Genomic DNA, 25,249 nt, shown 5'->3' on the forward strand with positions numbered 1-25,249 from the left:
ACGTCATTGGTAAGGAGGTACTGCCTGTTCCGTTTTCTTCGGGAACTGAAGGATTTCATTTATTAGAGACCCTTCGCTTCACTACCAATGATATCACCGGAGCTTGGGGTATCTTGATTCTAATTTCAATAAAACTTATTTTTTCGATTAAATTTCCTCCTGCTTTAGCTGGAGGGGAAATAAAAGCACCGATCTCCGCGGCTTTAGCCAAATCCTATCCACCTTCATAAATCCAATCTCATTGTTTTGGCTAAAGCCGATTTTTTGCTCGGCATTTATTTGTGAATGGGCTTATTCCTATTGAACCTCAATATTCCAAAATGTCATTCCCCATTCTGAACATTTGCAAATTGTTAAAAACTCAGGGTGACGCCAATCAAAATCTGTCATTGCGACCGTACGGAGAAATCTGTGGAATGCTCCTAAAAGATATCTCCTTCGTCGAGATGACAAGGATAAGTCTAATCCAAAGCTTGATGTTTTTTGCAGTTTAATTGGGCTGAGAGCTTCAACTTGTCATTTCGCCCGTGGTGAGAAATCAGTGGAATGCTCCTAAAAGATCTCTCCATCGTCGAGATGACAAGGATAAGTCTAATCCAAAGCTTGATGTTTAATTGAGCAGATGTCTTAGTTTATGGAGATGCTTCACTACGTTCAGCATGACGCAGGTAGTCAGTCATCCTTAGACACGAAGGATCTCAATGACAAATTATTTAAAATCCTCCACTTTCATTCCTTTTCTGAATGTTCCAAAACCAAACATGGTCGGTTCGTATTTACCAACGATGGACACGTTCAGGTCAGGTGTGATTTGGTCCGACATTTCCAATCCCCAAAAGACAGCATTGACAATCAGTCTCCTCAGGTCGTCACTTTGCAAATCCACCGAAGCTCCCATCGTGGTAGCGAATACTTTTCCTTTTTTTCCTCCTTCTACCTGATAATCTTTGGTCCAAGCCATAGGCATCACAGATTTTTCCCAGATCAAAGGAGTATCGGGAGTCATGCCTTTGGTGGGTTGGCCATAGACGAGCACTTGCGCATCCTTAGTCAGGTTCTTTACAGTATACACATCCGAAGCCGCCCAAATATCATTGACTCCACGAAGGATAGGATGGTCTGCCAGTTGTGCGGGACCGTCTATCAGCGCACGCGCGCCTTCTTTGGCATGTTCGCCATGGTGGGCCACCCAAGTTTCTCCGAGTATTTTTTGCCCGAATCCGCCTTCCCAACCCGCACTTTTGTTTCTCCAATCATACTTGGCATAGGGACTGTTTTTGTTTTTTTCGTAATGGAAGGCATGGGTTGCCGTTCTCATACCGATGATCGGTTTGCCGGCCATGATGAAGTCGTGGAAATATTTGGTCTGCTCATCCGGCAATTCGCGGAATCTGGTAAGCAAAATCATCAGGTCTGCTTTTGCCAAATGTTCCAAGCCGGGAATGTTGTTTTGGTAAGAAGGGACGATATTGCCGGTCTCCGGTTCGATCGGAAACAACACCGTGCAGGTAAATCCATAATGTTCAGCTAATAATTTACCTAACATGGGCATCCCTTCCTCCGATCTGTACTCATCATCGCCGCTTACAAGGACGATATGTTTTCCTTTGCCGGGACCGGATTTTCCTTCAAACTGCAACCAGGTTTTACCCTGCTGTGCCTGACAGCTGATAGAAAATATCAGGAAAAAGGTTAGGCTTAAGAATAAATAGCTGGGAAAATACTTTGGGGAAACCACAATTTGAGTTGACATAGGTTTATTTGGTTTTATGGAAATTTCAGGATCTTTTCACTTTCCAAAAGATACTTTGAAAGTGGGTTTGAAAAAAGAAAAATTTGATGGGAATAAAAAAATGATAGAGATTTTTTGACTTTGAAGCAAATCGGAAACCCTACTCAATCAATAGATATCCTCTTTTTTTGGCTACAAACAATTGCTGACAGGCATCTGGTGAACCTATCATAAACCCACGTCCTGGCACCTGACCAAAGATTTCGTATTCTCCGGGATTGATTTTGAAAGACTCCCATACATCCACATTTTCTCTGAGGCGGTATATGGTGACAGTTTCATCGGTTCCATTGAAGAAAAGAAAAAAAGACAATCCCGAAAAACTTCCCTCCCACTCCCGGTTCAGTTCGGAGCAGTCCAGTTTGGGAAACGGATTCATGCCGAGAGACATAAAAAATTCATCCAATTGGGCATTGGTGATTCCCTCGTTCAGACGTTTTATTTCTCCCATAATGGCCGCACGGATGGCACCCATAGACGTGATATGGGAAATCTGGTTGCCGAATTTTTTTCGAAAAAGGCTTAGCCTATTCTTGTAAAAAGGGTCTTGTAGGAAGTATTGGACTTTTTTGTCCCGGTCTTCTATTGTCGTACCGGAATACCAATCAAAATTATCAGCCATGAATTTCTCATTCCAATTGGAAAGTTCATTCAATTCCTCGGCGGATTTTTCCAAGTCATCGAGTCTTGTTTTGTATGATTTTATCAGCTTGATGAGTTGGTTATAGGAAGGATCAAAATCCCTTTCTTTTTGGAGGATAGTGATGATATTCTCATCTTGGAGCCAGGCATATTGGGTACTGTTGCCCATCAGGTCATTCAGTATTCTGTTGCGTCTGAAGTTGTCATCCGTCAGTTTCCCATCAATCAGCAACCCCATCAAAGAATCCTGTGCATCAAACCTGCCGGTGAACCGATCAAGCAAGAACTGATTGGTTTTCAATCCTTTTTCGAGGTCGGCGATCAGCCTGACAGTCTCCGCTTTGGTTTTTTTATCATTGTTTTGGTTATTGAAATTCACAGCGATCATGATTCCTACCACTACCAAAAAAATCTCCCCAAAAGCGTAAATCAGGTATCTGGTAAACCTGTTTTCAACCAAAAGCTTTTGGCGGATATTGCGGAAGAATCTTACCATAGAATAACAATATAGCCACAAATGCAGTATCAAAAAAATCCATTTCGTATAGATTTTCTTTAATCCATTGTCATTTTTGTAAATACCTACCTAGCCATAGTCCCTAATTCTCCACTATGCTCATTATGGGTTATCAATTACAACCATATTGAATTGATCTTATAAAAAGTTACAAATAATAGGTTTGATACTTGGGTCAAGCTGTCCTCTTCTAAATGGCTTCAACCTTGCATCAGGTGCATTTAAGTCCTTGGGCATAAACAATGCATTTTCATACACCTTTGTCATTCTTACTTTTTGGTCAAAAGTAAAATTGTCATTACTGTTGATATAATCCATGAAGTTAGTCGAAATGAAAGGAGCGTTTGAACAGTTTGTCCTATTATTGCTCCATCTTGTGGATTGATTAGATGGTAAAGTATGAGATGGAGTATCATCGCAATAATCTCCTGTCTGACAATCCTGGAATGTATGGTAGAGCCCAAGATAATGTCCCAATTCATGCGCCAATACATTGTCATCGCGGTACTGACCGTTAAATAACCTAAAATCTAGAGCGATCATAATTGGATAGAATAATTCGGTATCAGGTGCTAAAATGGGCGAAAGCCCGCCTACTACAGGACTTGTCAAAAAAGGAAGGTATGCATAACCGGCTGCACCCATGCTACTTAGGTCCTCTACAAACACGTTGATATATTGGGTTGGATCCCATAAGTTATTAAATTTCAGTTGCAGTAGTTCTCTGTCTTGGGCATCTTGAAATACTCTATTGGTAACAATTCTGTTGATACCTCTTGTTTCCATGGGGCTGCCATCAGGATTTCTGTCAGCCATTTTAAACCTAAATCCTGCATCTACTGCATTTAAATTCCTTCTGAAAGAGCTTCTTATACCTCCACTAAAAGCAATATTAGAATTGTTTATCTGACTTTCTACAGTTTGTTGGGAAGGATTAAAGAGATTGGAAAAAACATGATACACCACCTGAAACTCTTTAATTGGAAAGGATATATCCTCACGTGAATTGATTTTGAGAATATTGCTATTAACTCCGAATACGGAAGCTTGCACCTCCAACAATCCTATTTGAGTTATTGGGACACCTATTAACCTGTTGCCGTTTTCATTTCCAACCTTTAAGGATAAATTTCTCCTGATTTGTTCTTCTACACCCGGAATTTCTCCATTTGGGCCAAATGCACGAAGCGTAAAGTCATACGTTTCTTTGTTGGCCAATGTATATTCATTTCGGGTCTCGTTAGAAAAATCCAAAACCAATTGAGAAATATAATCACCCTCTACTACTTCAATCTCTACCTCATTGCTGAATGTAAGTTCTCTTGTTGGGAACATTACCCTGAGTTTATATTTTCCTGGACGTGAAAGGTCCAACTTTGGTTCTTTGATCACCGAATCACCGAGATAAATCACATAAGGAACATCAAAATTATTTAAAAAAGGCCTGTTGTCTCTGTCAAAAAAACTAACGGTGAGGTTGAAATTTTCCACAATATTTTCTGAGAAAAATATTGTTTTCGAAGAGATTAATTGGATTCTGTTGATCTGATTGAGGTAAAATGAATTTTCAGATTCCCTGTCTGTCATACAGGAATTGAATATCAAAAGAACCAAAAAACCGACAATTGATAGAATCTTTTTCATTAGAATACAAGAATGAGTTGAACCTGATTGATGCTGTTGGGAACAACAGGATTATTTACAAAATCATTGAGAGACTGATAGTATCTAAATTCTATCAGCCTTTTTCCCAAATAAACCCCTGCTCCAAAGGAGAGACCATATTGGAGCTTGTTGACTTCAACATTGAAGTTATTTACCGAATTTCCATTTAGTGTGGTGTTTTGGGTGCTGTTCAGGATATACTTCGCAAAACCTCCCAATGATAATGTTCCTTTGTATTTACCTCCATAGGTCAATACCAAAGGCAGTGCATCCAAACCGAAAGACAGGTTACTAAACGAAGTGATTGCCTCGAGGTCAGGATTGATAGAGTTGTTTTTGATATTTTGGTATTCCAGATAAGGCTCTAGTCTGAAACGGTTATATTCGCTCATTTTCCAGTCAAAGGACATTCCCAATGCTGCCCCTATTTTATAATCGGAAGCCACCTGCCCAAAAGACAAATCACCATAATCAAAGGAATTAAGAGAGGGAGAAAAACGGATTCCCATCCTAAAATCATGGGTTTTCTCAGGAATGCTGTCATTGAGTATCTCTGCTTTTGCCTCAAATCCCCACATGATAAAACTAACCATGAAAAGTAGGGTAGCAAGAGATTTTTTCATTTGAATACTTTTCATAAAACACCAACTTTAATCATCCCTTTATTTTTTTTCCATTTGGAAATTCCTTCCCCAAAGTCCTGGACGAATTCAAAACCAAATCCAATCTAATAGAATCCCTAAACTATTGAATTCAAATTAAAATTCCGAAATCATAACTTACTTAGTTTAAAAAATGTTAGATAATGATGATAAAATGTTTGAAAAGACATGTTTTTTGCTTCATTTTTAATTTAGGAAACGAGGTTTTATTTTTAATATCATTATCTTAAAAACCTAAAATAATCAAGACACCTCCATGCGACAAAAACCATTATCCTTCCTTGCTTTAGCCTTCTTGTTTTCTGTAAATCATATTTTGGTAGCACAGTCAGCACTTACTTTTGAAGAACCAATCAAGCAACGGCTTTTTGTCTTAACCGACATCACCAATGAACCTGACGACCAACAGTCCTTGGTACGTTTGCTGGTATATTCCAATGAATATGACATCGAGGGAATCGTGGCCACGACATCTACCCATTTGCGAAACGGAACCCGCAAAGACAAAATCGAAGAGCTAATTAGAAATTATGGAAAAGTCAAAACCAATCTCGATAAGCATGCTGCCGGATTTCCGACGATGGAATACCTGCTTGGTGTCACCTCTCAACACCTACCATTGTATAGCATGGATGGGGTGGGCGAGGGCAAGGATTCTCCGGGTTCGGAAATGCTGATCAAAGCTGTGGACAAAGCCGATGATAGGCCACTATGGGTTTCTGTATGGGGTGGGGCAAATTGTCTGGCACAGTCACTTTGGAAAGTTAAAAACACCAGGTCAGAAGCTGAGGTCGCAAAATTTGTTTCCAAACTCAGGGTTTATGCCATCTCCGATCAGGACTTTGCTGGTCCTTGGGTCCGACATAATTTTCCTGGAATCTTTTATATCGTGGATGCAAGTGCGGGAGACAATTGGAGGGAATATTACAAAGCAACATGGACAGGAATAGCAGGAGACCGTTGGTACAAAAATGCCCCGATGGTGGATTTTGAGTTGGTGGATAATCCATGGTTGAATGCCAATATCAAGGAAAACCATGGTCCATTGGGAGCCAATTACCTTGATGTGATTTATATCATGGAAGGGGATACGCCTTCTTTTTTTGGTTTGATCAATAACGGCTTGGGTTGGTACAAAAGCCCCACTTATGGCGGATGGGCCGGGCGATATGAATGGTGGCAGTCTTATGGAGAAAAGGATAAAATCTGGACATCATCGATTGACACCCAAGATGAAATCACCCTGGCCGATAGCCGAAAGGAAGCCTCCAATCAGGCGACAATCTGGAGATGGAGAAAAGCCTATCAGCATGATTTTGCGGCAAGGATGGACTGGAATATCGCTGATGATTTCAAAAAAGCCAACCACAATCCTGTCGTAGTAATGAATGGAAACAAAGGAAAAGCTTTGGCATTTGGCAAAGTTGAATCTGGAAAAACAGTCAAACTTTCCGCGAAAGGAACCACAGATCCCGACGGAGACCAAATCAGGTACAAGTGGTGGATCTACAAGGAAGCCGGCGCTTATGCCGGAGACCTGGAATTATTCGATCCGCATGCCATGGACATTGAATTTGTCATGCCTGAATTGGGTGAAAATCAAACATTGCATATTATCCTCGAAGTAGAGGATTCAGGAAGTCCGTCTTTGGTTTCTTATAGGAGAGTGGTGTTGGGGAATTGAAATATGATTATCCGCTGGGACGTATGTAGGTTAAATTTATATTTTCCCTAGCGGATAATCGTCCATAGCAATTGGTCCATAGACCATAGGAGCTTTTATTGTACTTCAAACCAATTGGGCTATAGTGACTTGCAATTAAAAAATAAATAAAAAACTATCGGTTACGCTTCCGTAATTCATCCAGAGAAATGTCCAAATCGACTTTCCCCTTGAAGGTAATTAGTGCTTTTCTTTTGTTCGATTTAACTAACTCCTTTAATGATTCAATGATGAGACCATTCAAATCCTCATTGACAGAGATTTTTTTTGCTTCTTCGATGAGGTCTTTAGGGAGGTTAACAGTGATTTTCATTTGTTTCAAAATTGAACAATAAAAATAAACTTAAATTTTCGGATTGAAAAATTTGGATTTCGATTGATCGAATTATTTCCCTTTGTAAAAATCCGCTTAGGGTATTTAAATTTTCAGAGTAAATTGTAAGTCTTCAAAATTATCCCAAATCATGAAATACCTTTTTCTTTTTTGCTTTTGTCTCATGTCACCTTTGCTTTTCTCCCAAACCGAAATGCCTTTATATGATGGACCGATTCCCAATTCCAAGGATGTGCCCAATGTAGAAACTTCTGAGGTGAGGGATGATGGGATTTTGATCATCAGCAAAGTCACCGTCCCCACACTGACTGCCTATCTTCCGTCCAAAGAAACGGCAACAGGCAAAGCCATCATCATTTGTCCCGGTGGCGGATATTGGTTGTTGGCGGCGGGGCATGAAGGCCATGATGTGGCAAAGGAATTTGCCAAAAGGGGAGTGGCTGCTTTTGTATTGAAATACAGGTTGCCAAATGGATTGGCGATGGAGGACAAAAGCATCGGGCCGCTTCAGGATGCACAGCGCGCTATCCAAATGGTCCGGGAAAATGCAGCCAAATGGAATGTCAAACCGGATAAGATCGGAATCATGGGCTTCTCGGCAGGTGGACATTTGGCTTCTACTGCTGGCACGCATTTCAAAAGGGAAGTCATCGAAAACCCGAAGAAAACCAGTCTGAGGCCGGATTTTATGGTATTGGTGTATCCTGTGATCACTTTTGACAAAGAAGTGGGTCACAGCGGTTCCTCCAAAAACCTGATCGGGGAAAGACCTCCTCAAGGTATGATTGACCTGTATTCCAATGACAAGCAAGTCACCGCCGATACGCCTCCCACCTACCTTGTCCATGCGAAAGATGATCCCGTCAGGATCGAGAACTCTTACCTTTTTGAAGCGGCGTTGAAGCAAAATAATGTTCCCGTCTCCCATACCTACTTCGAAAAAGGGGGACACGGTTATGGTATGATCAATCCCACTTCCGAAGTACGATGGATGGATGACGTAGAAAAATGGATGAAGGCTCTTTGAGAGCTTTGTTTTTTCTACTCCGGAATTCCCCTATTTCAAATCCCTCAAAACTATTCCTGGAATGATTCAGATATTGGTGATATTAAGGTATAACATTCTGATTGGTAAGGATTTTTGGATTATTGGCAAATAATCATTTAACCCTAATTTTTTTCCAATAAATTCAAATCAATAATCCAAAAATTGATTTTAATATGTTGTCAGAAGAAGAAAAAGAACTTATCAGATTAAGGGAAACTTGCCGGTTTGAAGTCAGGGAAAAACTTCAAAATGAAGCTGACAAAAAGATAGGATGGGTGAAAGTGATTTATTTTTTCAACAGCAAACTCGGCCTTTGGATATTGTCTGCTGTTTTTCTCTCCGGTGGGGTGGTGGCCTATGATGATTATAAAGAGAAAAAAGAAGACAAAAAATCCCGAACCGAATTGGTGGAAAAACTGGATTTGGAAATCAGCTACAAATTCAATCGGGTGATATATTTTATCGATGAACTTAGCGATAAAAAAGGTGAAAATTCCCAAATTCTAGTCACGGCGAGTATAGACAATGTACGTGAAATCGCTCTTGGTTTGGACAAATCTTATGGAAAGAGTGGCGATTACCTCAATGGGGATTTTCAGAATTGGAGCCTTTTGGCTCTGATGGTCGAGATCAGGAGGCAACTGATGAAATCGGGGATTAAGGATGCAGAATTGGATCAGGTGATTACCCACATGACTGATCTCCCCGCGTTTTTTGAAGGCAAGAACGTTGACTATGCCAATATTCCTGCAATCAAAAAACTGATCAGGGAAAATCTTATTTTATCGAGATGGGAAAATCAGGGTTTTGATTTATAGTGGTCTTAACTTTTCCAAAGTTTCGAACTTTGGAAAAGTTCTATAATACGGGTTTAAGTCCTGACATCGTCGTGTTGGATGATCCAAACTACGACTTGTGTGTAATTTGTAATTCCACCCTTTTTTCCTTTCCATTCACTACAATTACGGGATCAAAATTGAAATAAGGCGCAGTTTCAAACCTACTACGATTAGCATCAACACTAAACTCGCTCAAGTGAAGAAATAAAAACGATTAAATATTGGAAACGGATTCGGTCCACATATCACCCAAATGCCAATGTTAATCAGTGTATTTTTTCGTAAATTAGCTTGGTGAAATACAAGAAAAGTAAAGGACTCGGTTTTGAAATCGACAAATTGACCAACTCTATTGAGAATGTAATTACGGGAGACAGTTTTGCCACTGATATTTCGGTATTGACAAATTAAGACTTGAAAACTATCAGCAAGAAAAAAGGTTGGCTTTTCGACTGGAAAAAAGAATTTATAAATCCCAAACGAGAGACATACAAACTGACAATTGTCCACAATCCGGAAATTATCCAAGGACTTATCAGTGTGGAGGTAAAGAGCGACCACGTTTACATGCATTTGGTCGAAAATGCTCCATTCAACAAAGGAAAATCAAAAGTATATGCAGGTGTCGCAGGAAATTTGGTAGCCTTTGTTTGCAGACTGTCGTTCCAAAGAGGACATGAAGGCAACGTTTCGTTCATATCCAAGACCCAACTTATCGACCATTATGAAAAGACACTTGGCGCATTCCACTTTGGAGGAAGAGTGATGATTATCGAAACAAAATCCGCATTGAAACTTATCGACAAATACTTTAAAAACTGACCATTATGAAGACCCGAAAGGAAGCATTGGAAGTTGATTTTATTGGTGTGCAAGACGCTTCTCTGACAAATGAAGAAGAGGCAGCGCTTCATGATTTTTTTGCCAAAAAGAAACAGGCAGCCACCAATACGAGCGAAAAGAAAAGAAAAAGTGCAGAGAAGCGGACAAAATCATTGGCATAGCGATCAAGGCAAAAAAATCCGGCGGAAAATCTGATTTTGTCAAGATGGCAAAATCAGGGTTTTGATTTATAGTGGTCTTAACTTTTCCAAAGTTTCGAACTTTGGAAAAGTTCTATAATACGGGTTTAAGTCCTAACATCGTCGTGTAGGATGATCCAAACTACGGCTTTTGTGTAATTTGTAATTCCATCCTTTTATTTTTACCATCCACGATAGCCATCGGGATGTAATTGGAATCATTTACCATCCCTCAGTATTCAATTGAATAAAGAATTACAAATTCATGTTAATAGGAAGGCGTAGTTACAAACTACGCCTAGAGGTTACTTCTCCTTATAATGGTCAAACCAATTCAGAATCGCTGCCACACCTGGGAGTAGTCAAACGGTGAATAGTGGACTGGGAGGGATTTGTAATTCCACCCTTTTATCCTTCCAATTTGTAATTGGATTCAACCAAACACCCAAATGAAAAGTAATTTTTGGTAAAGAGAATTTCAAATTCATTTCATACAAAGGCGGAATTTGTAATTCCGCCTAGTGCCATCGCCTTTATACGCCCAGACGGGGCAAACAATATTTCCCCCATAATTTTAAAAAATTGACTTCGTATGCTATTGTTTTGAAAATTGAATGAAAAAAGAAAATTATTACTTTTAACCTTGCGTTAGTCAAAATAACTAGACAGACTATGAAAAAAGATAAAGCCGATAAAATCATGTTTCGACTTAAACTTAATTTTCCTTGGATAGAGATTGCCGTTTTGATATTCTTTACATTTATAATTTACATTTCAATTTACAAACTCAAGTCGACTGCCGACAACTCATACTATTACTCTTCAATTGCAGGGATAATTTCACTTATAGTCTTTGGACTTTTATATGATTTCACTAGAAAGACTGTACTGGTAAAGGACAATGATATAACCATTATACACTGGTTAACTAGGAGAAAGAGGATAATAAAGAAAGAAGAATTAAAAGGGTTTGAATTAAGGGAAACTTACGATAGAACTGGGGTTATTAAGCAAATACGACTATTGACCAAGTCGGACGAAAAAATTGAATTCGTCAAAGACAATTATATAAATTATAACCGTTTGCCTAACGGATTAAAGAAAGCTGGGATTTCTTATTTAGGGACAACAGAGCTAAATCCAAAGAATAAATATTTGATTGGACTAATTACTAAAATTTCGTTCTCCTTGATGATTATTCTATTCTTTTTACTTCAACTATTAAAGGCCTTCAAATAAATCTTAAGGCAGTAAATAGGAGTTTGGCAAAAAAGAGGGTTCAGTGATTATTTGAGCATTCTACTATCTTAATCCCCACCTGGGTGTAGTCAAACGCCTGATACTAGGACTTGGTGGGATTTGTAATCCCCCAGACTGGGTGTGGTTTATTTCCCAATTTGATATATGAGGGTTAATGTTTATGAGGTTATGATAATTACTTCCTGCAGTTCTGTAGCCAGATGATGCAGTGTTTTTTCTATTTTTTTAGCCTGCTCGATAGAAGGGCTTTTTACTCCTGAGACATATTGTCTTAGCAGACCAGGATTCATCCCGGCATGTTCAGCTACGGTAGATATTTTCAGAAAGTCAAACTTCTGGAACAAAGCATAGATATCATATTGGTGAGTGAATTCCACATGTTCAGGAGGAATTTCTTCAAAGTCCCACAAAAGTGATTTGATTTTAGCTTCCAGTTCTGGTATCGTTTCAGCAAAGTCAGTGATAAGATTATCATTGTACACGACTCGTCCCCAAAGTTCCTTGCCACCTTGTCTTTCGATAGTCAGCGGGATTTTTACAATTTCCATTTTTCCTGATTGTTGATAGTCCTGTTGTTGTATTGAGTTTTCCAAATCTAGAAGGGCTATTTAAGTCCTGCTTGTTTTAGAATAGAATTTAAAGTTCCAAGTGGTACATCCCCTCCATGGATAGGGACTGTTACTTTTCCCGGCTTAGTTGGGTGGACAAGCTGGAGATGGCTTCCCTTTTGTGTTTTTTCTAACCAGCCATCTTGTTTGAGTAACTTCAGCAAGTCTTTAATCTTCATACGTTTAAGGTAGCAAATAAGTTACTTATTTTCAAAATAAAAAGTAGCATTTTAGATACTTTTTTGATTAAATGAATTCAGCAGATAAGGAATTTTTCGTGTGGGGAAGCCAAACTCCATTCTAGTCCTCTGGTAAGGAAAATTCTTACCTTTTAAAAAGATCCAAAAATGAAGTATAAACCTGCCAAAAGAGACACAATTCCTGCATAGTAAATGTTGACATTTCCACTATTAAAATCGCCTTTTTTATATGCTTTGTCTTTAAATTGAATAATAAAAATAATTATTGAAATGAGAAAAAGTGAAACTCCTATAAGAAAGTTGAATACATTCATGAAATTATTTGTTTTCTTTTTTTTACTATTGTTTAACTCCCCACCTGGGTGTAATCAAACGCTTGATGCTAGGACTGGGTGGGATTTGTAATTCCACCCTTTTATCCTTCCAATTTGTAATTGGATTCAACCAAACACCCAAATGAAAAGTAATTTTTGGTAAAGTGAATTGCAAATTCATTTCATACAAAGGCGTAATTTCAAATTACGCCTAGCGTTCACGCCCATCTACACCCAGAAAACGAAAATCAAGGCTTCTCTTTATAATGGTCAAACCAACTCAGAATCGCTGCCACTTTGCTCATCAGCATACTTGGCTTGTCCACCAAACCATGCGATGCATTGGGGATTCTGACCAGGGCGGTTTCTACTTCTTCTAACTTCAATGCCGCATAATATTGCTCAGATTCACCGATGGGCGTTCTGAAATCTGATTCTCCTGTTAGCAACATGGTCGGGGTTCTGACATTGCCGACCAAGGAAATCGGAGAGCGCTTCATATAATTTTCAGTTTCTTCCCAAGGTTTTCCCGGGAACCAATACTTGGTAAAGAACGCCGGATTATCAGCATAGAGGGAATGGCTATACCAATTGATAACGGGCTTGGCAACAACTGCAGCTTTGAAGCGGTCTGTCTTCCCGATAATCCAAGCGGTCAAAACACCCCCACCGCTTCCTCCGGTGACGAACAGATTTTTGGTATCGATGTAGCCTTTGGCAATTAACGCATCTACGCCCGACATCAAGTCATCATAGTCGTTGCTTGGGTAATTGTGGTGGATGAGGTTTCCAAATTCTTCTCCATATCCGGTGCTTCCTCTTGGATTGGTATAGAGCACGACATAGCCTGCGGCAGCCATTGATTGCAATTCATAAGTGAATGATTTGCCATACATGGTGAATGGACCGCCGTGGATTTCGAGGATCATCGGGTATTTTTTGTTTGGGTCAAAATCCGGTGGCGAGATGATCCATCCTTGTACTTTCCTTTTGTCAAAAGACGATTCCCACCAGATTTCTTCAACATTTCCTATTTTTCTTGAATTGAATAAATCCTCATTTACCCTTGTAAGCCTGTTGGTATTTCCATCTCCCCAAGTACCCAAATCCGCCGGATGCTCTGTTCCGCCCAAGGTATAAGCAAATCTGTTGTTGGCAGATACTGTAAACTGTCCCACAACATATGGCCTTCCTAGATCCAAGCCCCCAAGTCCCTCCGTGATGGTCCGTACTTTTCCTGTCAAGGCAACATGGCCTATTTTGATATCTCCATGTTCGCCATATTGGAAATAGATTCCCCTACTGTTTCCTTCCCAAATGATATTTTCAATATCTCGGTCGAGATCCCCACCGAGCATTTTGGAATCTGTTCCGTCGGCGTTCATAACATAGAGTTTGGTCACTTGATATCCCTGAAACCTATCATCAAATCCCAAATAGGCGATTTTGCTCCCATCAGGAGACAATACTGGATTAGAATCCGGACCAAATCTTTTGGTCAAAGGAGTGATTTTTCCATCAGAAAGGGTGAGTTGGTAAACTTCGGAATTCAATGGTTCGAGCTCGTGCTTTTCGTGGAGGTTTGCAGAAAAGATGAGCGATTTTCCGTCTTTAGACCAAATTGGATTGCCATGGTTCAATTCAGAAAAAGTGAGTTGGGTAGGTTTTCCGCCGTCGATTCCCAAAATGAAAATCTGCGTATTGCCGCTTTTTAAATAACCCGCACCATCACTTTTGTAATTCATCTGATCGATGTAAATCGGCGTATCGTTCCATTTTGCTCCCTCAGGTTTGGTGGGGATTTTGAGTAATGATGCCTTGTTTTGTTTTGGGACAAACATGGAAAAGGCCAAATGTTTGTCATCTGCTGACCACGATACCTCTCCGGGCGCAATCGCCGAGTTTGTCAAAGCGACAGTTTCTTTGGTGTCCAGGTACATCATAAAAAGCTTCATTTTGTCATCCTGCATATTGGATTTGAATACAATCTTGCTGCCGTCATGTGACCATCTCGGCATAAAATCCCGCTGATTGCCTTGGGTCAGCGGCCTGTTTTGACTCCCATCAAAATTGACCATCCAGAGATTGGAGAGATCACTGTCAGTCATGATATCCTTGAAATTGCGGACATAAATGATCTTGCTGCCATCCGGTGATATCTGCGGATCGGAGACATATTCCAGATCAAATAGATCCAAAAGTGTCAGGTTAGATTTTGTCTGTCCAAAAGTCTCAAAGGAAAAAAGGAGTAATAAAATGGGTAAGTGGCTTATTATGCGTTTCATGAGGGGGAGTTTGGCTGGTGAATGATGATGTTTTATTGAAATTGAATATAAGGTAAGGCATTCCTTTTTAATAGCCTAAAATGAAATATCACAACAATTGTTGAAAAAAAGAATTATAAGGTTCCTTTCAAATTCTTTGAGATAATTAAAAGAAGTACAAAATAAGCTTAATTAGGGACCATAAATGTTAAAGAAAAAATTGAGAGCTAGAGCAATATCAAAAAATATCTCAATATCAATGAGTATCTAATTGCCTTATTATTGACAAAGGTTAAGAATTGCAAGCAACCATATTTCAAAGTATATTACTTCGACAAACCAAAATGACATGAATCAAAAATCAACTTTCAAACTAAACCTGCATTTCCAATTTGGAATGCTGCTTCTGCTTTGCTTTAGCATTTCTTTTGAATCTTTTTCCCAGATCCCAAGGCAGTTTCTCGAAATCTCTGTCGTCCCAGACAGGGAAGATTGGACTTATAAAACAGGTCAAAATGTGGAATTTTCTGTTTCTGTCACCCAATCAGGCCGACCGGTAGCTGTAGAAAATGTCCGCTATGTAGTCAAAGAAGAAAAAATGGATCCGATCAAAGAGGGCTCTTTGAAACTGAAAGATGGAAAGGCAACCATCGAAAAATTCACTATGAAAAATCCCGGATTTCTCAGATGTGAAGTATTTGCAACCATAGATGGAAAGGAATACAGAGGAATCGGAACCGCAGGATTTGAACCTGAAAAAATCAAACCAACCGTCAAAATGCCAAAGGATTTTGAGGATTTTTGGAATACAGGAAAAGCTGAACTTGCCAAAATCCCGATGGATGCCAAGATAATCCACCAACCTGAAAGAAGCACAGACCAAGTGGATGTCTATCATGTCAATTTTCAAAATGTGCGAAACAGCCGAATTTATGGCGTCTTGACAGTACCCAAAGGTGGCGCTAAGTATCCTGCTATTTTGTTGGTCCCCGGTGCAGGTATCAGGCCTTACTTCGGTGATGCCAACAAATCCGTCCGTGGCGCGATTACCTTGCAGATTGGAATCCATGGAATTCCGATTGACATGAATCAGGAAGTATACAACAACCTTGGTTCTGCGGCTCTGAACGGTTATCCGACTTTTAATATTTGGGACAAAGACCTTTACTATTACAAGAGGGTTTATTTGGGATGTATCCGTGCGGTTGACTTTTTGGTTTCTCTACCTGAATATGACGGCAAAAATCTAGGTATCCAAGGCGGAAGTCAGGGTGGCGCGTTGTCAATCATTACAGCGGCGTTGGATCCCCGGATCAAATACCTCACTGCCATGTATCCGGCGATGAGTGACATGACAGGTTATCTCGAAGGCAGGGCAGGAGGTTGGCCCCATGTTTTTGCCGGTAATAATTTACAGAAATTCAACAAGCCCGAAGTCATCGAAACCATAGGTTATTATGATGTGGTCAATTTTGCAAGGATTCTCAAAACCCCCGGATTTTACACTTGGGGATACAATGATGACACCTGTCCACCGACTTCTTACTATTCCGCTTTCAATGAAATCAAGGCTTCAAAGGTTGTGTTTGTCGTACCTGAGACAGGACATTGGACTTATCCAGAGCAAGGTAAAAAAGCAGACGACTGGATTTTTGGGAAATTCAAATAGGTCTTGTGGTTTTGGACTGTCATTTTGAGATTTAATTGTATTTTTAGTCTTTAATTTGAACAAAAATTTTGAATGGCCGATAACGATTACAGTAACCTTTCCAAAGAACAACTTCTTGAGATGATCCACCACTTGGACAGAAGCAGGAAGTATGGATTGGTATGGGAGGAAGAAAAGGAACCCGAAAAAGTGGTTGCTGAAATTCAGGATAAAATTCCGGTATTGCAGGAAATCCAAGACAGGGAGATTTTCAACAGTGTCGATCAGCCCACCCATATGCTGATAGAAGGCGACAATTTTCACTCACTCACAGTTTTAAATCAGACCCATCAAGGCAAGATTGACCTCATTTACATAGATCCACCATACAATACCGGGAAAGAAAACGAGTTTCTATACAATGACCGCTATGTGGACATCAATGACGGTTACCGCCACAGCAAGTGGTTGTCTTTTATGTGGAAGCGGCTGAATCTTGCTAAAAGCCTTTTGAAAAACACAGGTGCGATTTTTATTTCCATCGATGACAATGAGATTGCGCAACTGAAGTTGCTCTGTCAGGAGATTTTTGGGGAGGAAAATTTTGTAGCCCAATTTGTCAGAAAAAATAAAGCAGGTTCCGGACATGACAGCGGTCAGGTCGCAGTGGAGTTTGACTACATGCTTTGCTTCGCAAAAGACAAAGCCGAATTGAAGTTTGCGAAGGAGAAGCTCGATGTGGAAAGTGACAAGAAATACAGGCTTTCGGACGCACATGTGGAGTTTAGGGGGAAATATTACCTGCGTGATTTGGATTACCGTGGGTCGTATAGTGAAAGCATGGATTATGTCATCACAGCACCGGACGGCACAGTGATGTTTTCGGGAGGAAAATTTGGGAAGCCCAATACCTGGAGGTGGAATCAGGACAAATTGAAATGGGGAATTGAAAACGATTTTATCGTATTCAAAAAAACCAACAAGCAATGGAAAGTCTATATCAAACAGTACCAATTTGTCGACAACCTAAATAGGCGGCGAGAGCGGCAGCTTCCCTACCGTGCTTTGATCCAGTTTTTGAATTCGGAAGGAAGTCAGGAACTGAATGAAGTGGTGGCGCAGAGTATTTTCAAATTTCCAAAACCGATAGGCTTGATCAGGTTTTGTATCGATTTGTTTGAATCCAAAGAAATCACCGTGCTGGACTTTTTTGCCGGATCGGGTACGACCGGGCATGCCGTTTTAAAAGCCAATGAAGCGGATAATGGCAAGAGGCAATTTATCCTCTGTACCAACAACGAGAACAATATTTGCGAAGAAGTGACCTATACCCGCGTTTCCAAAGTCATCCAAGGCTATCAGGGACCCAAAAAACTTCATCCGCCGATTGCCCAAAATCTGAAATACTTCAAGGCGGCATTTGAGGAAAAGGACCCAAAGACCGAAAAGAAAGACAATCTCATTTTTTCATCAAAATGATAACCAATGGTCAGTATCGAGCATATCCTTCATCTTCCTCTGACCGAACCCGAAATCCTCGAATCGATCCAAAAAGCAATTGAAAATACCAGTATTTCCGAATTGGATAACCTCCGTTTCCGTCATCCAAACATCCAATTTGATTGCATGATCAGAGGGTATTTGGGGGAATTTGCGATCCGAAAATGGCTCAAAGAAAATGGGATAGAAGTTGAAAGGACGAATCTGATATTGGAGGACGATCAGGTAGACATAGACTTTGTATACAAAGGCCAAAATATTGAGCTCAAGACTTCCCTGGTTCCTGATGCAGACCTGACAATTCAAAATGCTGTTTTAAACCGAGATATCAAGCTGATCAAAAGGGAGGAAAAAATCGAAAATCTCAGAGGGGATATTCACTTGCAGGTTTTTTTCAACCAAAGGAGAAAAGCAAAAGACGACTGGCTAAAGGCTTTAAAGCTTGATTTGGGTAATAAAGATCCCAAATACCTGTACGATGCTTTTTCTGCCAAGCGGTACAGGACAGACATGTATTTTGTGGGTTGGATTGATAAAATTACTTTGGTGACAAGGATATATCTAATGGGAGAAAGAGAAAGGACTTGGACTTTTCAGAAGTCAAAGCGGGAGTTTTGGTCCTGCAGGATTCTGGAATCAAACAAACCTGTTGAACTGATCTATTTCTTGAAATCTATTTGATTCGGATCCTCCAAATTTCTTTGTAAACGCACTTTATTTTCTCCAACTTTAAGCAAAATCTTTAATCATGAACAGGTTTATTTTCGGCTTTATTGCGGCTCTTTTGGTTCTTGGTAGCATCTGGTATTTTGTAGGAAAAAGGGAAAACAAAGACGAGACCCGCGCCAATTCCGCCATGATTCAGCAACAAATCCAAAATGTCGGGAAGCTCATTGTGACAGAGGGTTACTTTTCACAGGTATTTACCTTCAAAAATTCACAGAATCTTTTTTTGGATATCGTCACTTCGGACAAAAAAGCCTTGGTTGTGGCAAACGCCAAAGCGACAGTGGAATATGACCTGAGGCAGTTGGAAACGAGGATAGATGAAGAAAACAAAACTGTGGTCATCACAAAAATCCCGGAACCTGTCATCAATATCTATCCTGAAATCGAATATTATGATGTGACGCAGGATTACTTCAATAAATTTGAAGCCAAGGATTACAATAAAATCAAGAATAGCGTGACCGCCCAGTTCCGCAAAAAAATAGAATCTTCAAGCCTAAAAGACAATGCACAGGAGAGATTGATGAGCGAGCTCGTGAATATTTATATCCTTACCAAATCCATGGGCTGGACACTGAAGTATAATGAACTCATTATTGACAATCCTGAGCAGATGAAAAATCTGGAGCGTTAAGAAGTTACGACTTTATTTCCATAATATTTATTTTCCTGAACTAAAACTGAATTATGAAACTCCAATTCTTCCTTTTCTTTTTTCTGGTCATTGGTTTGATTTCCTGTGGACAAAGCAAAGAAAAATCCATAGAGGAAATAGAATCCGCGAAACCCAACATCATTTTTATTCTTGCCGATGACCTTGGCTATGGAGACTTGGGGGTGACAGGTCAAACTAAGATAGAAACTCCCAATATCGATAAACTTGCAGGAGAAGGGATGTTGTTTACCAATCATTATACGGGAACTACCGTTTGCGCACCGTCGCGGTCAGCTTTGATGACTGGATTGCATACGGGGCATACGCCGATCAGGGGGAATTTTGAAGTACAACCTGAAGGGCAATATCCTATGCCCGATACGGTTTTGACGATTCCAAAGATGATGAAGCGGGTAGGCTATGCCACCGGAGCTTTTGGCAAGTGGGGATTGGGTTTTATCGGGACTTCAGGCGATCCCAACAATCAAGGTTTCGATAAGTTCTTTGGGTACAATTGTCAACGCTATGCGCACCGTTATTATCCTGAATACCTTTGGGACAATAATCAAAAGGTGATGCTAGAAGGGAATGACTGGACCAACAAAACCACCTATGCGCCGGAAGTCATCCATCAAGAATCCTTACAATTTATCGAAAACAATAAAGACAAACCATTCTTTATGTTCGTGCCTATGGTGACACCACATGCCGAGTTGGCGACATCCGACACTGTATTATTGAAAAAGTATAGAGAGAAGTTTGGGGATGAAAAACCGTATCTAGCCCCTAAAGGGCATGACTACGGTCCTGATATCATTATTCCCGGCTATCAGTCAGTGGAATATCCCCGAGCGGTATATGCTGCCATAGTGGGGCAATTGGACAGGCAAGTCGGAGAGATTATCCAAAAACTCGAAGAACTTGGACTTACTGAGAATACCATCATCTTTTTTGCTTCAGACAACGGACCACATCAGGAAGGTGGTAACGACCCGGATTTTTTCCAAAGTAATGCTGACAGAAGAGGTTACAAAAGGGATTTGTATGAAGGAGGAATCCGGACTTCCCTGATTGTAAAGTGGCCGGGAAAAACCAAGCCCGCTACGCAAACAGACCATATTTCAGCTTTTTGGGATTTCTTACCCACTTTTGCTGAGATCATAGGCCAAAAAATCGAAAGCAAAATTGACGGGATCTCATTTGTCCCCACTTTAAAAGGCGAGTCAAGCCAAATGCAGCATGAATACCTCTATTGGGAATTTGTAGAATTGGGAGGCAGGCAGGCGATAAGAAAAGGCGATTGGAAAGCAGTCAGGCTGAATGTCAAAAAAGACAGAAATGCTCCCATAGAACTGTACAACCTTAAAGATGATCCCTCAGAGTCCCGAAATGTGGCAACTTCTAATCCTGAATTGGTCAATGAAATGGCCAAGCTTTTCGATGCAGCACATGTTCCAAATCCTGTCTTTAAATTATTTGAATAAAAAAACCTCCGGCTTTTGACCGAAGGTTCTTATTATTTAATAACCAATCAACCATCCCGATCTATCGGGACCAATTAACCAATTGTAATTCTCTTGAAAGCAGATACAGTCAAACCTTTGCTCACACCGTCAAGGTATTGTGCAATGGTCTTGGAATTGTCTTTCACAAATGCCTGGCTTAGCAAAGTACTTTCTTTGTAGAACTTCTGCAGTTTACCCAAAGCGATTTTTTCCAACATTTCTTCAGGCTTGCCTTCTTGTCTTGCTTGGTCTTTACCGATTTCGATTTCTCTTTCGACAGTAGAGGCGTCTACACCGTCTTTGTCTACTGCCACAGGATTCATGGCTGCAATCTGCATGGCTACGTCTTTTCCTGCTTCTTCTACGTCAGCACCTTTGGTGTTTACCAAAGATACCAAAACGCCCAATTTGCCATTGGAGTGGATGTAAGGAACTACTGTTTCACCTTTGATGACTTCGTAGTGAGAGATTTCGATTTTCTCTCCGATTTTACCTGTCATTTCGATGATCTTGTCCTGAACGGAAATTGATTCATATGGAAGGGCAAGGATTTCTTCTGTTGATGCACAATGATTGCTTGTTGCGATATTTAGCAATTCATTTGCGAAGCTTACGAATCCTTCGTTTTTGGCCACAAAGTCAGTTTCGCAAGTCAATGAAAGCAAAGTACCGACAGTTCCGTCAGCACTTACGTGAGTGACGATAGTACCTTCTTTGGTTTCTCTGTCAGCTCTGGAAGCCGAAACTTTCTGACCTTTTTTTCTAAGGATGTCAATCGCTTTTTCGAAATCACCTTCTGCTTCGGTAAGGGCTTTTTTGCAGTCCATCATACCGGCACCTGTCATTTGTCTCAGTTTGTTTACTTCTTGTGCAGTAATAGCCATTGTTATTGTCTTTTTTTATTTAAGAATTTGTATGTACGCTTTGTTGCCACAAACCATATTAAAACTCGGATTGAAGTTCCATTGTAGTGTTTATGGACTTTCGAACGTGGACTATGGACAGATTATCCGCACTTTAAATCTTTATTTTGAGCAAGTGGCAAAGTAGCGGATAATCATTTTTAAGAATTTCATATTAAACAAAAAATTGAACACAGGGCGAAACCTTATGTTCAATTTTTATAATCAGTATATCAAAGTGGATTACTCTTGTGTCTCTGCGTCGACAGCTTTTTTTGCTTCTTCCTCTTCGGTAAGTTTAGCATCTTCTTTGTCTCTTTTCCTCTCGGAAAGTCCTTCTTCGATAGCTGTACCAAACGCTTTGATCAACAAAGAGATGGATTTGTATGCATCGTCATTGGCAGGGATTGGAAACTCCACCTCATTTGGGTTGGAGTTGGTATCTACCAAAGCGAATACAGGGATACCAAGCTTTTGTGCTTCTGCGATCGCAATGTGTTCTCTTTTGATGTCTACTACAAAAAGAGCCGCAGGAAGTCTGGTCAGGTCAGCTATACCTCCCAAAACACTTTCCATTTTCTCTCTCTGTCTTGTGATCATCAAACGCTCTTTTTTCGCAAGGTTGGTGTAAGCGTCTTCTTTCATCATTTTGTCGATGGTAGACATTTTTTTCAACGACTTGCGGATAGTAGCGAAGTTGGTCAACATACCGCCCAACCACCTTTCAGTGACGTAAGGCATGTTAAGTCTGCGTGCTTCTTCAGCTACCAAGTCTTTCGCCTGCTTTTTAGTAGCGACGAACATTACTTTTTTTCCTGAGCGTACGATCTGCTTGATTGCGTTGGATGCTTCTTCGAGGCAAACAAGCGTTTTGTTTAGGTCAATGATATGGATACCGTTCTTCTCCATGAAGATATACGGGGCCATTCTTGGATCCCACTTTCTCGTCAAGTGTCCGAAATGAACACCAGCATCCAGTAAGTCTTTATATTCTATTTGTGCCATTAATAAATATAGTTACGATATAAAATTCAAAGAATTCCTGATTAACGTTTGGAGAACTGGAATCTCCTTCTTGCTTTTCTACGTCCCGGCTTCTTACGCTCGACCATTCTTGGATCTCTTGTAAGGAAACCTTCTTTTTTCAAAGCTGATCTGTGTTCGGCATCGAATTCGCAAAGCGCTCTCGATATTGCCATCCTTGCTGCTTCTGCTTGTCCTTTGATACCACCGCCGTCAACGTTGATTTTGATGTCGTAAGATCCATCTACACCCACTAGTGCCAAAGGTTGTCTCACAACAATCTGATGTAGATCAAAAGGGAAATAAGTTTCGATCGATCTGTCGTTAACAGTGATCTCTCCTTTTCCTGGTTTCATGTAGATTCTGGCGACTGATGTCTTCCTTCTACCTATTGTGTTGATAATTTCCATGTATCCGAGGATTAGAATTTGAGTTCTTTTGGTTGCTGGGCAGCATGTGGATGCTCAGGACCATTGTAAACGAACAGATTTCTGTACAATTGGCTTCCAAGTCTGGTCTTTGGAAGCATACCTCTGACAGCTTTTTCTACGAGGATTGAGGAAGACTTAGCCTTCAACAATTTTGGGGTAGAAATACGCTGCCCACCTGGGTAGCCTGTATGGCGAACATAGACTTTTTCGTCCATTTTTCTGCCGGTCAGCCTTACCTTGTCTGCATTGATGACAATCACGTTGTCTCCGCAGTCTACATGAGGGGTGTAGTAAGGCTTGTGCTTACCCCTCAAGATTTTTGCAACCTCACTCGCAAATCTACCTAATACTGCAGCCTGGGCATCCACTACCACCCAGTTCTTCTCTACAGTAGCAGCATTCGCTGATTTGGTCTTGTAGCTTAATGTATCCACTGTGTAAATGTTTAATTATTAGCTTGTTAAATATACTTCACCCTCAAAAAGGGACACAAAGATAGAAGTAATTTCTTTTTATTGCAAAAGAAACAAATTTATTGCCCACATTTTCTTTGAGTTAGGCGTTTTTCTCCAATTGTTTGACCAAAACGTCAAAGTCTTTTGGGTAAGGAGCGACCACTTCGATCTTTTCTTCTTTGGTTCCTTTGAATCCAATTGAATAGGCATGGAGCGATACACGCTGCATAATGGGCAATTCGTCAGTCCCTTTTTTGAGATTGAATCGTCGCTTAAGTGCGGACAGATAAACCGGCTTGCCTCCATAAGTTTCATCGCCACATATCGGGGATCTCAGATAGGCAAGGTGAATCCTGATTTGATGAAGTCTTCCGGTTATCGGTTTGCACTCGATCAGGGAGTGGGCGTAATAGGTTTTGACTGTATTGAAAATGGTCTGGGCAGGTTTGCCATCCTTGGTCAATTTGGCGATACCTTTATTGTTTGCGTGGATTTTCTTGTCCACCAATACTTCTTTGTATTCGTGGATGCCTTCCACCACAGCGTGGTAGACTTTATTTACTTTCCGGTCTTCAAACTGAATCGCAATATTCCGGTAAGCTTCAGGATTTTTGGCGATGACCAGGCAACCTGAGGTTTCCTTGTCGAGTCTGTGGCACACCTGCGCATCCGAGATATATTGTTTGGCAAGATCGAGGATATTTTGCGCCTCGTGCCTGTCGTCCAAAGTCGATAGATGCGGAAGCTTATTGATGACAAGGTAATCCTCGCTTTCAAACAGAATAAGGTCCTTAAAATCAATTTTTTTCATGCTTATCTAATCCAATAAAGGCGCAAAAGTAGAGAAATGATTGGTCAAAAAAAATCCTTCCCAGAGGAAGGATCTTAAACGATATTTATAAAAGGCTCTTTTTTACTTGATAATTGTAATTTCTCGATCAATCAAATCGGCAGCATCCCATTTTTTTTCACCATTAAAGTAAACCTTGGTTACTCGGATATGCGGATCGTCTGTTTTGTAAAGTTCAGCTTGAATGGCATCACTTTCATCCTCATTCCATCGGATAACCGTTTTTTCTGAGTCTAAAACCAAAGCCATTCTATAATCCCTTCCAAACTCTGGGGAATCTATCCGGAAGTTCCTCGGCATATCAAGATGGCTTTCATAAAATTCCTCCAACTTTCCATTCCTTTCGTAAAAGATTTTGATTTTGCTCGGATCGTAATATCCTTCCTGATTAGGATCAAGTAAGTTATTGCCTTGACTGTCTAATATCGTGATAAATAACATCATATCAAATACTACCGCCGAACCGGGTACTTCATCTTTTGAACAAGAGGTGGACATGAGAACAAGAGCCATTATGATGGCAAAAATTAAGTTTTTCATAACATTGAATTTAAGGAGCTACATTATAAATCATGTATTTGCAATATGACTTATTAAAACTACAAAATAAATTTAAAAAAAAACACTTCGTTGAAAAATTTTATCAAAATCTAATTATTCA

General features: G+C 40.2%; 25 protein-coding genes. 11 read left to right on the forward strand and 14 right to left on the reverse strand.

Annotation, left to right across the window (positions count from 1 at the left end):
- Nucleotides 1–709: 709 nt before the first annotated feature.
- The 4 genes from MMU07_RS03800 to MMU07_RS03815 all read right to left on the reverse strand — a co-directional run bounded on the left by MMU07_RS03800 (nucleotide 710) and on the right by MMU07_RS03815 (nucleotide 5,254).
- A complete protein-coding gene (locus tag MMU07_RS03800) occupies nucleotides 710–1,753 on the reverse strand; it encodes a ThuA domain-containing protein (protein WP_241124510.1) in 1,044 nt (347 codons plus the stop codon).
- Between the two features lie 139 nt (nucleotides 1,754–1,892).
- Entirely contained in the window at nucleotides 1,893–2,930 is a 1,038-nt protein-coding gene (locus MMU07_RS03805; protein WP_241124511.1) for a hypothetical protein, read from the reverse strand.
- Between the two features lie 159 nt (nucleotides 2,931–3,089).
- Nucleotides 3,090–4,595, reverse strand: coding sequence for a M43 family zinc metalloprotease (locus MMU07_RS03810; protein ID WP_241124512.1), 1,506 nt, complete (start codon nucleotides 4,593–4,595; stop codon nucleotides 3,090–3,092).
- Entirely contained in the window at nucleotides 4,595–5,254 is a 660-nt protein-coding gene (locus tag MMU07_RS03815; protein ID WP_241124513.1) for an outer membrane beta-barrel protein, read from the reverse strand. Before MMU07_RS03815 ends, MMU07_RS03810 begins: the two co-directional genes overlap by 1 nt.
- Before the next feature lie 280 nt (nucleotides 5,255–5,534).
- Here MMU07_RS03815 and MMU07_RS03820 point away from each other — a divergent pair, with 280 nt between their 5' ends.
- The gene (locus MMU07_RS03820; RefSeq protein WP_241124514.1) at nucleotides 5,535–6,962 is read left to right on the forward strand and encodes a DUF1593 domain-containing protein; all 1,428 of its coding nucleotides are present in this window, start codon (nucleotides 5,535–5,537) and stop codon (nucleotides 6,960–6,962) included.
- A gap of 154 nt (nucleotides 6,963–7,116) precedes the next feature.
- On the opposite strand, the gene MMU07_RS03825 is transcribed toward MMU07_RS03820, so the two are convergent.
- Nucleotides 7,117–7,314, reverse strand: coding sequence for a type II toxin-antitoxin system VapB family antitoxin (locus MMU07_RS03825; RefSeq protein WP_241124515.1), 198 nt, complete (start codon nucleotides 7,312–7,314; stop codon nucleotides 7,117–7,119).
- Between the two features lie 151 nt (nucleotides 7,315–7,465).
- On the opposite strand from MMU07_RS03825, the gene MMU07_RS03830 reads away from it, so the two are divergent.
- The 5 genes from MMU07_RS03830 to MMU07_RS03850 all read left to right on the forward strand — a co-directional run bounded on the left by MMU07_RS03830 (nucleotide 7,466) and on the right by MMU07_RS03850 (nucleotide 11,483).
- On the forward strand, nucleotides 7,466–8,362 hold the full coding sequence (locus MMU07_RS03830) for an alpha/beta hydrolase (RefSeq protein ID WP_241124516.1): 897 nt from the start codon (nucleotides 7,466–7,468) through the stop codon (nucleotides 8,360–8,362).
- Between the two features lie 194 nt (nucleotides 8,363–8,556).
- Nucleotides 8,557–9,201 (forward strand): hypothetical protein, encoded by a 645-nt coding sequence (locus MMU07_RS03835; RefSeq protein WP_241124517.1) that lies wholly within the window; start codon nucleotides 8,557–8,559, stop codon nucleotides 9,199–9,201.
- Nucleotides 9,202–9,636: 435 nt separating this feature from the next.
- The gene (locus MMU07_RS03840; protein ID WP_241124518.1) at nucleotides 9,637–10,044 is read left to right on the forward strand and encodes a hypothetical protein; all 408 of its coding nucleotides are present in this window, start codon (nucleotides 9,637–9,639) and stop codon (nucleotides 10,042–10,044) included.
- Between the two features lie 5 nt (nucleotides 10,045–10,049).
- Nucleotides 10,050–10,226 carry a hypothetical protein gene (locus MMU07_RS03845; RefSeq protein ID WP_241124519.1) on the forward strand — a complete coding sequence of 59 codons (177 nt, stop codon included), beginning with the start codon at nucleotides 10,050–10,052 and terminating at the stop codon, nucleotides 10,224–10,226.
- Between the two features lie 690 nt (nucleotides 10,227–10,916).
- On the forward strand, nucleotides 10,917–11,483 hold the full coding sequence (locus MMU07_RS03850) for a hypothetical protein (RefSeq protein WP_241124520.1): 567 nt from the start codon (nucleotides 10,917–10,919) through the stop codon (nucleotides 11,481–11,483).
- Nucleotides 11,484–11,662: 179 nt separating this feature from the next.
- Here MMU07_RS03850 and MMU07_RS03855 read toward each other — a convergent pair whose 3' ends face one another.
- The 3 genes from MMU07_RS03855 to MMU07_RS03865 all read right to left on the reverse strand — a co-directional run bounded on the left by MMU07_RS03855 (nucleotide 11,663) and on the right by MMU07_RS03865 (nucleotide 14,911).
- Nucleotides 11,663–12,052 carry a helix-turn-helix domain-containing protein gene (locus tag MMU07_RS03855; RefSeq protein WP_241124521.1) on the reverse strand — a complete coding sequence of 130 codons (390 nt, stop codon included), beginning with the start codon at nucleotides 12,050–12,052 and terminating at the stop codon, nucleotides 11,663–11,665.
- Nucleotides 12,053–12,108: 56 nt separating this feature from the next.
- Nucleotides 12,109–12,291 carry a type II toxin-antitoxin system HicA family toxin gene (locus MMU07_RS03860; RefSeq protein WP_241124522.1) on the reverse strand — a complete coding sequence of 61 codons (183 nt, stop codon included), beginning with the start codon at nucleotides 12,289–12,291 and terminating at the stop codon, nucleotides 12,109–12,111.
- A 583-nt stretch (nucleotides 12,292–12,874) separates the two neighbouring features.
- Nucleotides 12,875–14,911: a S9 family peptidase gene (locus tag MMU07_RS03865; protein ID WP_241124523.1), complete on the reverse strand. Its 2,037-nt coding sequence runs from the start codon at nucleotides 14,909–14,911 to the stop codon at nucleotides 12,875–12,877.
- Nucleotides 14,912–15,239: 328 nt separating this feature from the next.
- Here MMU07_RS03865 and MMU07_RS03870 point away from each other — a divergent pair, with 328 nt between their 5' ends.
- The 5 genes from MMU07_RS03870 to MMU07_RS03890 all read left to right on the forward strand — a co-directional run bounded on the left by MMU07_RS03870 (nucleotide 15,240) and on the right by MMU07_RS03890 (nucleotide 20,906).
- On the forward strand, nucleotides 15,240–16,559 hold the full coding sequence (locus tag MMU07_RS03870) for an acetylxylan esterase (RefSeq protein ID WP_241124524.1): 1,320 nt from the start codon (nucleotides 15,240–15,242) through the stop codon (nucleotides 16,557–16,559).
- 72 nt (nucleotides 16,560–16,631) lie between these two features.
- The gene (locus MMU07_RS03875) at nucleotides 16,632–18,017 is read left to right on the forward strand and encodes a site-specific DNA-methyltransferase (protein ID WP_241124525.1); all 1,386 of its coding nucleotides are present in this window, start codon (nucleotides 16,632–16,634) and stop codon (nucleotides 18,015–18,017) included.
- A 6-nt stretch (nucleotides 18,018–18,023) separates the two neighbouring features.
- Nucleotides 18,024–18,719, forward strand: coding sequence for a hypothetical protein (locus tag MMU07_RS03880; RefSeq protein WP_241124526.1), 696 nt, complete (start codon nucleotides 18,024–18,026; stop codon nucleotides 18,717–18,719).
- A gap of 67 nt (nucleotides 18,720–18,786) precedes the next feature.
- The gene (locus MMU07_RS03885; protein WP_241124527.1) at nucleotides 18,787–19,401 is read left to right on the forward strand and encodes a DUF4230 domain-containing protein; all 615 of its coding nucleotides are present in this window, start codon (nucleotides 18,787–18,789) and stop codon (nucleotides 19,399–19,401) included.
- A 53-nt stretch (nucleotides 19,402–19,454) separates the two neighbouring features.
- Complete coding sequence (locus MMU07_RS03890) at nucleotides 19,455–20,906, forward strand: arylsulfatase (protein ID WP_241124528.1); 1,452 nt, start codon at nucleotides 19,455–19,457, stop codon at nucleotides 20,904–20,906.
- Nucleotides 20,907–20,980: 74 nt separating this feature from the next.
- Here the strand turns inward: MMU07_RS03890 and tsf are convergent, their stop codons facing one another.
- The 6 genes from tsf to MMU07_RS03920 form a co-directional block, all read right to left on the reverse strand.
- Complete coding sequence (gene tsf, locus MMU07_RS03895) at nucleotides 20,981–21,811, reverse strand: translation elongation factor Ts (RefSeq protein WP_241124529.1); 831 nt, start codon at nucleotides 21,809–21,811, stop codon at nucleotides 20,981–20,983.
- A gap of 261 nt (nucleotides 21,812–22,072) precedes the next feature.
- The gene (gene rpsB, locus MMU07_RS03900; protein WP_241124530.1) at nucleotides 22,073–22,834 is read right to left on the reverse strand and encodes a 30S ribosomal protein S2; all 762 of its coding nucleotides are present in this window, start codon (nucleotides 22,832–22,834) and stop codon (nucleotides 22,073–22,075) included.
- A 41-nt stretch (nucleotides 22,835–22,875) separates the two neighbouring features.
- A complete protein-coding gene (gene rpsI, locus MMU07_RS03905) occupies nucleotides 22,876–23,262 on the reverse strand; it encodes a 30S ribosomal protein S9 (RefSeq protein WP_241124531.1) in 387 nt (128 codons plus the stop codon).
- Between the two features lie 11 nt (nucleotides 23,263–23,273).
- Entirely contained in the window at nucleotides 23,274–23,717 is a 444-nt protein-coding gene (gene rplM / locus MMU07_RS03910; RefSeq protein ID WP_113925655.1) for a 50S ribosomal protein L13, read from the reverse strand.
- Nucleotides 23,718–23,838: 121 nt separating this feature from the next.
- Nucleotides 23,839–24,549, reverse strand: a complete 711-nt coding sequence (locus MMU07_RS03915) for an RluA family pseudouridine synthase (protein ID WP_241124532.1) — start codon at nucleotides 24,547–24,549, stop codon at nucleotides 23,839–23,841.
- Nucleotides 24,550–24,651: 102 nt separating this feature from the next.
- Nucleotides 24,652–25,128, reverse strand: a complete 477-nt coding sequence (locus tag MMU07_RS03920; protein ID WP_241124533.1) for a hypothetical protein — start codon at nucleotides 25,126–25,128, stop codon at nucleotides 24,652–24,654.
- Nucleotides 25,129–25,249 lie beyond the last annotated feature (121 nt).

This window comes from Cognataquiflexum nitidum (assembly GCF_022538055.1).
In the GTDB taxonomy this organism is placed as follows: domain Bacteria; phylum Bacteroidota; class Bacteroidia; order Cytophagales; family Cyclobacteriaceae; genus Cognataquiflexum; species Cognataquiflexum nitidum.

Excerpts from the sequence above, each read along its gene's own strand:
- MMU07_RS03830 (WP_241124516.1), top strand. The coding sequence starts at position 7,466 with ATGAAATACCTTTTTCTTTTTTGCTTTTGTCTCATGTCACCTTTGCTT.
- tsf (WP_241124529.1), bottom strand. The coding sequence starts at position 21,811 with ATGGCTATTACTGCACAAGAAGTAAACAAACTGAGACAAATGACAGGT.
- MMU07_RS03920 (WP_241124533.1), bottom strand. The coding sequence starts at position 25,128 with ATGAAAAACTTAATTTTTGCCATCATAATGGCTCTTGTTCTCATGTCC.
- MMU07_RS03815 (WP_241124513.1), bottom strand. The coding sequence starts at position 5,254 with ATGAAAAGTATTCAAATGAAAAAATCTCTTGCTACCCTACTTTTCATG.
- MMU07_RS03800 (WP_241124510.1), bottom strand. The coding sequence starts at position 1,753 with ATGTCAACTCAAATTGTGGTTTCCCCAAAGTATTTTCCCAGCTATTTA.
- MMU07_RS03805 (WP_241124511.1), bottom strand. The coding sequence starts at position 2,930 with ATGGTAAGATTCTTCCGCAATATCCGCCAAAAGCTTTTGGTTGAAAAC.
- MMU07_RS03825 (WP_241124515.1), bottom strand. The coding sequence starts at position 7,314 with ATGAAAATCACTGTTAACCTCCCTAAAGACCTCATCGAAGAAGCAAAA.
- MMU07_RS03845 (WP_241124519.1), top strand. The coding sequence starts at position 10,050 with ATGAAGACCCGAAAGGAAGCATTGGAAGTTGATTTTATTGGTGTGCAA.
- rpsI (WP_241124531.1), bottom strand. The coding sequence starts at position 23,262 with ATGGAAATTATCAACACAATAGGTAGAAGGAAGACATCAGTCGCCAGA.
- rpsB (WP_241124530.1), bottom strand. The coding sequence starts at position 22,834 with ATGGCACAAATAGAATATAAAGACTTACTGGATGCTGGTGTTCATTTC.
- MMU07_RS03835 (WP_241124517.1), top strand. The coding sequence starts at position 8,557 with ATGTTGTCAGAAGAAGAAAAAGAACTTATCAGATTAAGGGAAACTTGC.
- MMU07_RS03885 (WP_241124527.1), top strand. The coding sequence starts at position 18,787 with ATGAACAGGTTTATTTTCGGCTTTATTGCGGCTCTTTTGGTTCTTGGT.
- MMU07_RS03820 (WP_241124514.1), top strand. The coding sequence starts at position 5,535 with ATGCGACAAAAACCATTATCCTTCCTTGCTTTAGCCTTCTTGTTTTCT.
- MMU07_RS03870 (WP_241124524.1), top strand. The coding sequence starts at position 15,240 with ATGAATCAAAAATCAACTTTCAAACTAAACCTGCATTTCCAATTTGGA.
- MMU07_RS03880 (WP_241124526.1), top strand. The coding sequence starts at position 18,024 with ATGGTCAGTATCGAGCATATCCTTCATCTTCCTCTGACCGAACCCGAA.
- MMU07_RS03850 (WP_241124520.1), top strand. The coding sequence starts at position 10,917 with ATGAAAAAAGATAAAGCCGATAAAATCATGTTTCGACTTAAACTTAAT.
- MMU07_RS03855 (WP_241124521.1), bottom strand. The coding sequence starts at position 12,052 with ATGGAAATTGTAAAAATCCCGCTGACTATCGAAAGACAAGGTGGCAAG.
- MMU07_RS03890 (WP_241124528.1), top strand. The coding sequence starts at position 19,455 with ATGAAACTCCAATTCTTCCTTTTCTTTTTTCTGGTCATTGGTTTGATT.
- MMU07_RS03875 (WP_241124525.1), top strand. The coding sequence starts at position 16,632 with ATGGCCGATAACGATTACAGTAACCTTTCCAAAGAACAACTTCTTGAG.
- MMU07_RS03865 (WP_241124523.1), bottom strand. The coding sequence starts at position 14,911 with ATGAAACGCATAATAAGCCACTTACCCATTTTATTACTCCTTTTTTCC.
- MMU07_RS03810 (WP_241124512.1), bottom strand. The coding sequence starts at position 4,595 with ATGAAAAAGATTCTATCAATTGTCGGTTTTTTGGTTCTTTTGATATTC.
- MMU07_RS03915 (WP_241124532.1), bottom strand. The coding sequence starts at position 24,549 with ATGAAAAAAATTGATTTTAAGGACCTTATTCTGTTTGAAAGCGAGGAT.
- MMU07_RS03860 (WP_241124522.1), bottom strand. The coding sequence starts at position 12,291 with ATGAAGATTAAAGACTTGCTGAAGTTACTCAAACAAGATGGCTGGTTA.